5 protein-coding genes are annotated in these 9945 nt (G+C 54.7%); 3 read left to right on the forward strand and 2 right to left on the reverse strand.

What is annotated here, in order from left to right; genetic code table 11:
* Nucleotides 1-5: 5 nt before the first annotated feature.
* Together IE099_RS20035 and IE099_RS20040 are read left to right on the forward strand one after the other, a co-directional pair.
* On the forward strand, nt 6-3176 hold the full coding sequence (locus IE099_RS20035) for a glycoside hydrolase family 2 TIM barrel-domain containing protein (RefSeq protein ID WP_189574422.1): 3171 nt from the start codon (nt 6-8) through the stop codon (nt 3174-3176).
* A gap of 42 nt (nt 3177-3218) precedes the next feature.
* The gene (locus IE099_RS20040; RefSeq protein WP_189574425.1) at nt 3219-5111 is read left to right on the forward strand and encodes a glycoside hydrolase family 2 protein; all 1893 of its coding nucleotides are present in this window, start codon (nt 3219-3221) and stop codon (nt 5109-5111) included.
* A 54-nt stretch (nt 5112-5165) separates the two neighbouring features.
* Here the strand turns inward: IE099_RS20040 and IE099_RS20045 are convergent, their stop codons facing one another.
* Together IE099_RS20045 and IE099_RS20050 are read right to left on the reverse strand one after the other, a co-directional pair.
* The gene (locus tag IE099_RS20045) at nt 5166-5426 is read right to left on the reverse strand and encodes a hypothetical protein (RefSeq protein WP_189574428.1); all 261 of its coding nucleotides are present in this window, start codon (nt 5424-5426) and stop codon (nt 5166-5168) included.
* Between the two features lie 461 nt (nt 5427-5887).
* Complete coding sequence (locus IE099_RS20050; RefSeq protein ID WP_189574429.1) at nt 5888-7750, reverse strand: sulfatase-like hydrolase/transferase; 1863 nt, start codon at nt 7748-7750, stop codon at nt 5888-5890.
* Nucleotides 7751-8031: 281 nt separating this feature from the next.
* Between IE099_RS20050 and IE099_RS20055 the strand changes: the two genes are divergently transcribed.
* A complete protein-coding gene (locus IE099_RS20055) occupies nt 8032-9681 on the forward strand; it encodes a sulfatase-like hydrolase/transferase (RefSeq protein ID WP_189574432.1) in 1650 nt (549 codons plus the stop codon).
* Nucleotides 9682-9945: the final 264 nt, after the last annotated feature.

A 9945-nucleotide genomic window follows, 5' to 3' on the forward strand; every position in this document is an offset into this window, starting at 1 on the left:
ATTTCATGCGCTCACTCCTCATCCTCCTCATCCTCCTCGCCACCCTCTCCCTCGTCTCAACTGCTTGGGGAACTGAGCAAACTGAGGAAAAACTGCCTCTGAATGGCGACTGGAAGTTCTACGCCATCTACGGCGAAGGCTCGAACTACATGCAGATTCAGGAATCGGAGACGGACCTTGTCATCGACAACAAGAATCCGAATGTCGAAGCGAAGGGATCCTGGCGAAGCTTGCAACAGGGAGAGCGAAATTCGAAATTCTATGGCGAGGACTACCAGCAGCACTCCTTCACGCTAACAAGCCTGAAGGGAGGGAACAAAGAAGACGATTCCTACTTCCGGTTTTATCCCAAGTTCGAAAAGTCGGGCTACTACGAAGCCTTCAACTTCTATCCTTTCGCCTCCCACCTAACTACCCAATACAACGTAAAGCACGCCGGAGGAATCACGACCCAATACCTGAGCCAACGCGTCTTCTGCAACGAATGGAACAGCCTGGGCATTTACCGCTTCGACAAGGATGAGGAAAACTATGTCGAGCTCACCGCGATTGTCAGCGGAGCGGTGGCCGCAGACGCGGTGATGTTCCGCGAGATTTCCGAAGAGAAATATCTCCAGGCCAAGCAGGAGCCGGATCAGGTCTATCGTCGCGACTTTGATGATGCAGACTGGCACGATTTGGAAGTCCCCGGGCACTGGGGCATGCTCAATGAGTTTTCAAACTACACCGGAAAAGCCTGGTATCGAAGGACGATCGAGCTTCCTGATGATTGGAAGAAGCAACCCGACGAGAGATATTATTTGAAGTTCGGCGGGGTCTATCACCTGTCCACCGTTTATCTGAATGGAAAGCTTATCGGCAAGCAACGAGGCGGTTTCACTCCCTTCGAGTTTGATGTCACCGATGCCTTGGACTTTGACGGAAAAAACGTGCTCGCGGTTCAAGTTGATAACAGTGCGGTCGTAGGTGCGACCTGGAACTGGGGCGGCATCATTCGTGATGTCAGTCTCACGAAGAATCACGACGTCCGCATCGACTACCAATACATTTACGCCGAGCCCGACCTCACAACTGGAGCCGCAAAACTGACGCTCAAGGTGCGGATTGAGAACAATTCTTCCGAAACAAGGACCATCAAGGTCGACTCCCGAATTAAGGACGGCGAGGAAATTGCTGCTTTGAAAGGCTCCATCCAAATCGAACCGAACTCGCAGGAGGATGTGGTGTTAGAGACTGTGCTCGATCCTTCCTTGGTTAAACTCTGGCACTTTGATCACCCCAAGCTGTATCAAATCGAAACCACGATTTCCGAAAGCGAAAAACTCCTGCACCGCAAAGACGATCACTTCGGTATTCGAAAAGTCGAGCTCACCGATTCCCAGCTGCTCCTGAACGGCGAACCGGTGCGTCTGGCTGGATACAACCGGGTGAGTGAGCACCGCTACTGGGGCTCATCCGAGCCGCTGCATGTGTTGGAAGAAGACGTCGACCTCATGAAAGAAGCCGGCGCCAACTTCATGCGAATCATGCACGGGACCCAAGACAAAAAGCTCTTCGACGTCTGCGACCGAAAAGGAATTCTGATCTTCGAGGAAGCGAATGTGCGGGACTTGGACAACGACGAGTTTCGAGCCAACTACTATCCCGTTGCTCAGCTGGAGAAAGAGAAAGGAATCACTCTCAACCCGGAGGAAGAGGAGATCCTCATCCTCGACGAACCCTACGTGAAGCTTCGGGATGAGCATGGCGCTGAGGTCACCGAGAAGAACTATTTCCTTTCGAAATATTGGCTCAAGGGAATGATCGAGCGCGATCTCAACCACCCCTGCATCATCGGCTGGAGTGTCGGCAACGAGCTGAACAACCATTTCGAATACGGGAAGGCAGCCATGGCCTACGTCAAGGAAGAGCTCGACCCCTATCGCCTCGTTACCTGCGTGAGCAACTCCGGGCAAAAGGAGGAATACACCCCCGAGACGGACCCCAACACCTTCGTCGATCTCATCATGCACAACATGTATCGCTGGCAGGGTGAACCGCAGGAGATCTTGAACACACTCCGGACGAAGTGGCCGGACAAGCCCGTCTTTATCTCCGAGTTTGGATTCGACCCCTTTCCTTCGACTGCGCTCGACGGCGATAAGGAGATTTTCTCCGAGTGGACGAACAACTTCCGCGACAAAAACGAGTTCGTGATCGGAACTTCGATGTGGACCTTCAATGACTACCGCAGCGCCTATGCCGGAACCACCGCCGAGGAAAATCGCGTCTGGGGCGTCATCAATTCTTGGCGCCAGAAGCGACGCTTGTTCGACCGCATCAAGAAGGAGCACGCCTCGGTTAAAGGAATTGAAGTGAGCAATCTCAATCTCGAAACAGGAACTGCCGATGTCAGCATGCCAATTCGTGGCGAGCGGGATTACCCAAGCCATGCCATGCGTGGCTACAAGTTGCGCTACCAGTTTACGGACACGAAAGGAAAGGTGACTTTTAGCGATGCCATTGCCCTTCCGGACATCCAGCCGACGGACGGCGAGTGGAATGGCTCCATCAAATGGGAGGGCGACCAGTCCGACGCCTTGGACCTCACGCTGAGCCTCATCGCTCCCACCCAATACTCGCGACTCGACCAGACGATCTCATTTCAAAACGCACTCACTCCAGAGATTTCCGAGGTCCTTCCTGGCAAAAATTCCGTCAGAGTTCTCTTCGATGCCGTGCCCAATGCGACCGAATACTTTGTGACCTACGAAGGCTCAGATGGCGAAGTTCACGAATCCTACAAGACCATCGAGAATCGCATCGACGTGGAAGGTTTAGAAGAAGGGAAAAGTTACTCCTTCCGCTTGCTCGCCCTCAACGACAAGGGAAACAGCGAGCCCTCGACGGCGGTCAAGGCAACGGTCGGAAAAAACGAACTTCCTCCCATCATCTGGGACTCCTTCATCACAGGCGACAAGCTCGTGATTGGTTATTCCAGTGACTTTGACGATGGCGACTACACCGTGAAATATGGCGCATCTCAAGATAACCTGAATCAGGAGTTTGTCTCCAATGTGAGAGGCATGATGTCCATCGACTTGCAAGGCCAAGACGAGGTTTTCTTCAAAATGAAGCGCGGTGTTGAGTCTGGCGAAAGCCACTGGTCGGAGACCGTCAAAGCAACCCGACGCTAACAAGGTGTCCTCGCAAATCACTCTTCTCTCAAATCAAGAATCATGAAAACACTCGCACTCCTGCTTCTCACCACCCTCTCCCTCTTCGCCTCCCAAACAGGTCAATGGACCCAGTCCCTCGACGGCGAGTGGCGTTTCACCAAAGTCTTCAACCCTAGCGAAGACGACTGGTCCCCGATCACCGTCCCAGGCAACTGGGACTCCACCGAGGAACACAAGGACCACCGTGGCATCGGCTGGTATCAGCGCGAGTTTACCCCCGACTCATCCCTCCAAAACAAACCCCTCCGCCTCCGCTTCGAAGCCGTCTACCACGAGGCCGAAGTCTTCCTGAACGGCGAGCGCCTCGGCTCCCACATCGGCGGCTACACCCCCTTCGAATTCGAAGTCACCGAGAAAGTCATCTTCAACCAGCCCAACATCCTCACCGTCCGCGCCGATAACACCTACCAACGCGGTGCTTGGTGGCCATGGGGTGGCATTAGCCGAAGCGTCAACCTCATCGCCAACAATCCTCTCCGCCTCGTCTGGCAACACATCCGCACCGAACCCGATCTCGAAGCGGGCACCGCCGAAGTCTTCGTCAAATACCGCATCGAAAACAAAACCGACGCCGAAACCATCACCCTTCTGAACTCCACTCTCCCCGGCGATTCTGTTCCTCGCCTCAAGACATGGGTGAAAGTCGCACCCAACAGCACCAAGGACCGCGAAGTCTCATTCACTCTTTCCAAAGACGAAGTCCGCCTCTGGCACTTCGACTTCCCCGAGCTCTACACCCTCAACACCGAACTCCTTTTCGGAGGCAAACTCCAACACGCCATCAGCGACCGCTTCGGTATCCGCAAAATCGAAGTTACCCCTACGTCCTTCCTTCTCAATGGCGAATCGGTCCGCCTCGTCGGCTTCAACCGCGTCTCCGACGACCACGGCCCCTCGGGCAACACCGAACCCATCGAACTTCTCCGCAAGGACATCGACCTCATGAAACAAGCGGGCTGCAACATGACCCGCATCATGCACTACCCCCAGCACCCTGACCTCCTCCGTCTCTGCGACGAAAAAGGCATCCTCCTCATCTGCGAAATTCCCGTCTGGCAACACGACCCACAAATCATTCGCGACAACCCCCTCACCAAGCAGTGGCTCACCGAGATGATCCACCGCGACTACAACCACCCTTCCATCATCGGCTGGAGCGTCGGCAATGAAATGTATGACTTCTACCCCTACGCCATCAGCATGATGAGTTTCATTCGCAAGGAGCTCGACCCTCACCGCCTCGTCTCCTACGTCAGCCACCTCGCCTTCCAAAAACAAGGTGCCGACGAGCCCATCAACGAAACCGACATCGCCCTCATCAACTTCTATAACAACTGGGCCGGCTTCACCGAAATCGTCTCCGAACGCTGGCCGGACAAAGCCATCTTTGTCTCCGAATTCGGGCACAAACAGGAAAAGCCCAACGGCCACTTCATGGATGGCTTCGAAGAGATGTGGCACAAGCTCACCACCGACCGACCCCGCCTCGTCGGCGTCTCCCTCTGGACCTTCAACGACTATCGCAGCGACTATAAAGGCACCCCCGAGCACGGCTACCGCACCTGGGGCGTCGTTGATGAAAAACGCAACCTCAAGCCCTGCTACTACACCATTCGTAAACTCTACAGCCCCCTCCAAGTCCTCAAGGTCGACAACGGCACCCTCACCGTCCAAACCCGCCAACCCACCCAGACCCCATCGTACCCGTTGCGCGGCTACAAAATCCTCTGGGAAAACGGCGAACTAGCCGGAGAACTCAAACTCCCCACCCTCCACCCCGGCGACCCCGCCCACACCCAACAACTCCCTTCTGAAGCCGGTCCCACCCCTACTCTCCACCTCATTACCCCCCTCGGTTACAAAATCGACGACACCAAGTTCAACCAGTCTTGAGAGAGAGTCCCATGAGTCCACAAAACAGGCTCCCTTGGGGTTCCAAAACTCAACTCACGGCATCGACGGCACCAGCGGCGGCTCATACCCTGAATCCAAGGCTTTCTTCGGCACCGCCTCCTTGAAGAACCCGTCCCTCGCTTTGTGATACTTTTTATAAGGCATCAAACGGCACGGGACATTGTGCTCATTCCACGCCTCCCACAGGCCGCGCAGACGCTTCGCCTCTCCCGCCTTTTTTTCTAACAAATCATCTGTCTCCGCGACATCATCCGGCAGATGATATAAGCATGGCCCCTTCCATGGCAGGTCCATAGCCCATATCATCGGCCATAAACACAATCACGTTGAGCCTCTCTCCAAAGGCCACCATACCAGAAGTCGCCAAGCACATCAAAAGTCGTCTCATTACAAAAAAGTATGTCTCTGGAGGTCTTTGATTTGCATCCTAAAAGCCCATTCGGCCCCAGCACTCCTCCATCAACGAGAAGGGGTGAGTGGAGTGGCCGTCTCGTCCACTCATCTTGATTAAAGGGTGGACGAGACGTCCACCCCATTCGCGCGATCGCTTCAGCGAAAAGGTCTTTGCCGATTCTCTTCTCCTGTTTCAGACGACTTCTCCGTCGAAAAGACACGCTCTAGGCTAGGCTCTACAATAACTGACCGTGGTTCAGTGCCCACACCTCGGGGCACCAACTTCACCCCGCCCCCACCAACAGAAAACCAAAACCATTGGTGTTGCGCGACATGAATTTCCCCCTCTCAGACCTCTCAACTCAGGGAAGGCTCAACTTTCCATCATTGGCCCCTTCGGCAAATTTTTCAGCACGGAAGACTTCGGTGCCCAGCGCTTTGTTATCCCCCCAATCGACCTCGATGCGACCGTCGCCGATAACAATGTCGATTAGCTTCTTCTTCATCTTCATAGCCACCTCTTGGTGCTCTTCGTCGAAGGCGAGGTTCTTGACCTCCTTCGGGTCACTTGGGAAATGATATAAGCCAGGATCCAAATCAGCGTAATCAGCTTTCACGGCCCAATGCATCTTTTCGCCGCGCTTGATGTTGGGCCGGGTTTTCATCGAGAAGCAATAGTCCTTGGTCCGAATAAAGGCGCGGGGACCAGTCGCAGCATGGCTTTCTCCAACAACATATTCGCGAGGTGGCAACTCACCGGAAGCGACTTCTTCCAAGTTCCGCCCGTCGAGATAGGAGTAGGTTTCGGTCGCAAGATCCGCTCCCCCAGCCGCCAGCATGGTGGGAGCCAGGTCGACGAACTCGGTGAAACTCTTCACCACTTTCCCCGCCGGGAAAGCTTCCTTATCCGAGGAGACGACGACCACGGGGTTTAGCGTATCGATGCGCCACGGGGTGGTCTTGGAGACCGAACCGTGGTCATTCAACTTCCACCCATGGTCGCCACAAACGTAAACCACCATCCATTCCTGCTCCTTCTTCTCACTGTAATCGACGAAGGCCTTCACCGCACTTCCCACCAAGGAATCTCCATAGGCGCAGTAGGCATAGTAGTCCTGAATCATGGCCAACTTCTCCGAATCCGGAAAGTGATCAGTAAACCCATTCTCGACCGCGTTGCGCATTTGCCTAGGCATCGTTTCCAGCTCGTCGCCGATCACTTCTGGAATTTTATACTCCTTTTTCTGGAAGCGCTTGCGGTAGCTCGGTGGCGGTAGGACAGGGGTATGCGGGAAGTCGAACCCGAGATGCGCAAAAATAGGTTTGGAGGAATCCACTCCCTGAAAAGTACGCGAGCCAGCGGTGAATTCTTTGCCTTCGCTTGCCAAGAAGTCTCCGAGAATTTGCTCGTAGTAGGCATCCTGAGTTTCTCCTGCCGGTCGGGGACTGACTCCAGCCAGAATCATGCCTTTGTCGAGATGAGTGCCCTTGCGTTTATTATAGTGCCGCAAGATATCATACCTTTCGTTCGCAGCCTTGGTCTTGCCCGCGTTCTCGGGAAACATTTCTTCGTATCTGAGGGAAAGATAGGTAAAGCCATCTTCCGGGGTGTAAAAGTACTCCACGTTCTGGAGTGGCTCCGCCAATTTTTTCCCTTCGATTTCATAGAACCAGCTCTTTCCCCAAGCGGTTAATCCGTCGAGGTGCAATTGCTTGAAGCCAACACTTTGCTCGTAGGGAATCGACCCTTTCGACCACTTGCCTCCTTCCTGAATTTCCTTCAGCCGAAAGCCCATCTTTCCTACATGGAAGGTTTGATAACCCAGGTCGGCCATCCGCTCTGGCAAGGTCGATTGCCAATGCGCGGCACTACGGTTGTGATACTCGAACTGATACACGCCCGAGTGCCATGGATAGCGCCCAAAGTGCATCGCAGCGCGCGAGGGCGCGCAAACTGCCGAATGGCAATAGGTGTTGATGAAGGTGGTTCCCTGCTCAACCAGCTTATCGACCTCCGGTGACTCAACGTAGCCGAGCTCACTCATCTCCCGCCCATCGATTATACGATTGAAAGCTCGAATGGAATCGTAGCGCTGATCATCAGTTACAATCCACAATACATTGGACTGGGGCTTCTCTCCGCCTTCCAAGCTCAAGGCCGTAGATAGACCAACCCCACCCATCATGGCGAGGACCGCCATCAAACTCCGATTCTTCTCTCTCATCACAATTACTAGATTTCTCGTTATTCGGCCAAGCGCGTGGGGAACCAATCAACAGTCCCCTAAAACTCAGCCCACTCAGGTCACAACCGATACGTCATGGAACCCAGAAAATTGCGCTGTAATGAACTAAAATTTAATTTTTCTGCAATAAAGCATCCTATTTTGGCTTAGCCCCGTCTTCTCTCAACAACGGAGATCACGGCATTGCTAAAAGAAGCAGGTCTTTAGCGCCCCTTAATTTGCATCCGAAAAGGCCATTCGCACATCTCCCCCGATACTCCATGAATCATCGCTCTTCTCTCTACGCCTTCCTGGCTACCATTGCAGCCCCATTCGGACTCCTCACCTCCTCCCAAGCCGAGCGCCCCAACATCATCTTCATCCTCACCGACGACCACCGCCAGACCGACCTCGGTTGCTATGGCAACGACATCGTCCGAACGCCGAACATCGACAAGATGGCCGAAGAAGGAGTCCTCTTCGAAAATGCCTCCATCACCTCCGCCATCTGCACCCCCAGCCGCATCAGCTACTTTCTTGGCCAATACGAGCGCAAGCACGGCGTCAACTTCAACTCCGGCACCGCCATCTCCCAATCCGCTTGGGCAAAAAGCTACCCCGTCATCCTCCGCGAAAATGGCTACTTCACCGGTTATGTCGGCAAAAATCACGCCCCCATCGGCGCCCGCGGTTACGAGACCGGCATCATGGACGCCTCCTTCGACTACTTCTACGCCGGCCACGGCCACATTCGCTTCTACCCCAAACAAGTACATCAAATTTTCCAACACGCCAAAAACGACACCCAGGTTGAACTCATCCAAGAAGGCGTCACCGAGTTCCTCACACCCGAGCAACCCTCCTATCTCGGCGGAGCACAAAAGTTCCTCTCCGCCCGCCCCAAGGACCAGCCCTTTTGCCTCAGCATCTGCCTCAACGTTCCCCACGGCGCCAGCACCGAATCCATGAAGCTTCTCCCCACCGACCCCGAGCTCTACCGCACCGCCTACCGCGACCAAATCGAAACCCTCCCCCTCCCCCCCAACTACCTCGCTAAAGCCGACATCGAGACCCCCAAACTCCCCGCCGACATTCTTCACACCGACTACCGACAGAATGGCTACGACTGGGCCGACACCCCCGCCACCACCCGCGAGCGCCGCGTCCGGCATTACCAAACCATCACTGGCATCGACCGCATGGTCGGCAAGATCCGCGAACAACTCGAGCAACTCAATCTGACTGAAAACACCCTCATCGTCTTCTCATCCGACCACGGCCTCTTCGCCGGCGAACAAGGCCTCGGCGGCAAAGCTCTCAACTACGAGGTCTGCCTCGCCGTCCCCTTCATCGTCTACGACCCACGCCTCCCCAAGGAGAAACGCGGCCAGCGCCGCACGGAACTCGTCCAATCCATCGACCTCGCCCCCACCCTCCTCGACCTCGCCAACCTCGATCCCGAGCCCTCCATGCAAGGCGAAAGCATCCTCCCCCTCCTCACTGAGGAAGACCCCGCCTGGCGCACCCACGCCTTCGCCGAAAATCTCTGGTCCACCTACTTCGGCAATCCTCGCGTCGAATCCGTCCGCACCGAACGCTGGAAATACATCCGTTACTTCAAGAACGATCGCAACAACTGGAAGGACCTCGAAGGAGCCAAAGGCGTCCGCCTCTACCAAGTTTCCTCCAAACAGCGCAAACTCTACAACCACTGGCGAGCCGCCTCCGTCAACGGAGAACAACCCGTCTACGAAGAACTCTACGACCTCGCCAACGACCCCCACGAAACAATCAACCTAGTAGACAACGAGAAACACTCGACCACCCTCGTCGAGCTTCGCGAAAGATGCCAGCAATCCGTCACCCAAGCCTATGACAACACCCCCACCGCCTCAGTTGTCCCCCTCACCCCTGGCACCGATTCAAAATAGAAGATCACAAGTCCCCTAAACCTTGGCACCCAACCGGCTCTTCATCAAAGATTGGGGACATGAGGCGATAAAGCCATTATGTCCCCGATGTTTAATCACCTAAAGATAGGCCTGAAGGGTTACGACCCCCTTCAGGATTCCTACCATAACGGCCTGTATATTCATGTCGAGCTGAAGCCTGCTCTTGAGCCTAAGCGCTGTCCCTATTGCCAATGCTCAAGGCTTCTGAGCAAAGGTCGATATCAACGCAAAGTTCGTCACTTG

This window comes from Roseibacillus persicicus, from assembly GCF_014651675.1.
In the GTDB taxonomy this organism is placed as follows: Bacteria; Verrucomicrobiota; Verrucomicrobiia; order Verrucomicrobiales; family Akkermansiaceae; genus Roseibacillus; species Roseibacillus persicicus.

Coding starts and splice junctions, on each gene's coding strand:
- IE099_RS20035 (WP_189574422.1), top strand. CDS start 6: ATGCGCTCACTCCTCATCCTCCTCATCCTCCTCGCCACCCTCTCCCTC.
- IE099_RS20040 (WP_189574425.1), top strand. CDS start 3,219: ATGAAAACACTCGCACTCCTGCTTCTCACCACCCTCTCCCTCTTCGCC.
- IE099_RS20045 (WP_189574428.1), bottom strand. CDS start 5,426: ATGGACCTGCCATGGAAGGGGCCATGCTTATATCATCTGCCGGATGAT.
- IE099_RS20050 (WP_189574429.1), bottom strand. CDS start 7,750: ATGAGAGAGAAGAATCGGAGTTTGATGGCGGTCCTCGCCATGATGGGT.
- IE099_RS20055 (WP_189574432.1), top strand. CDS start 8,032: ATGAATCATCGCTCTTCTCTCTACGCCTTCCTGGCTACCATTGCAGCC.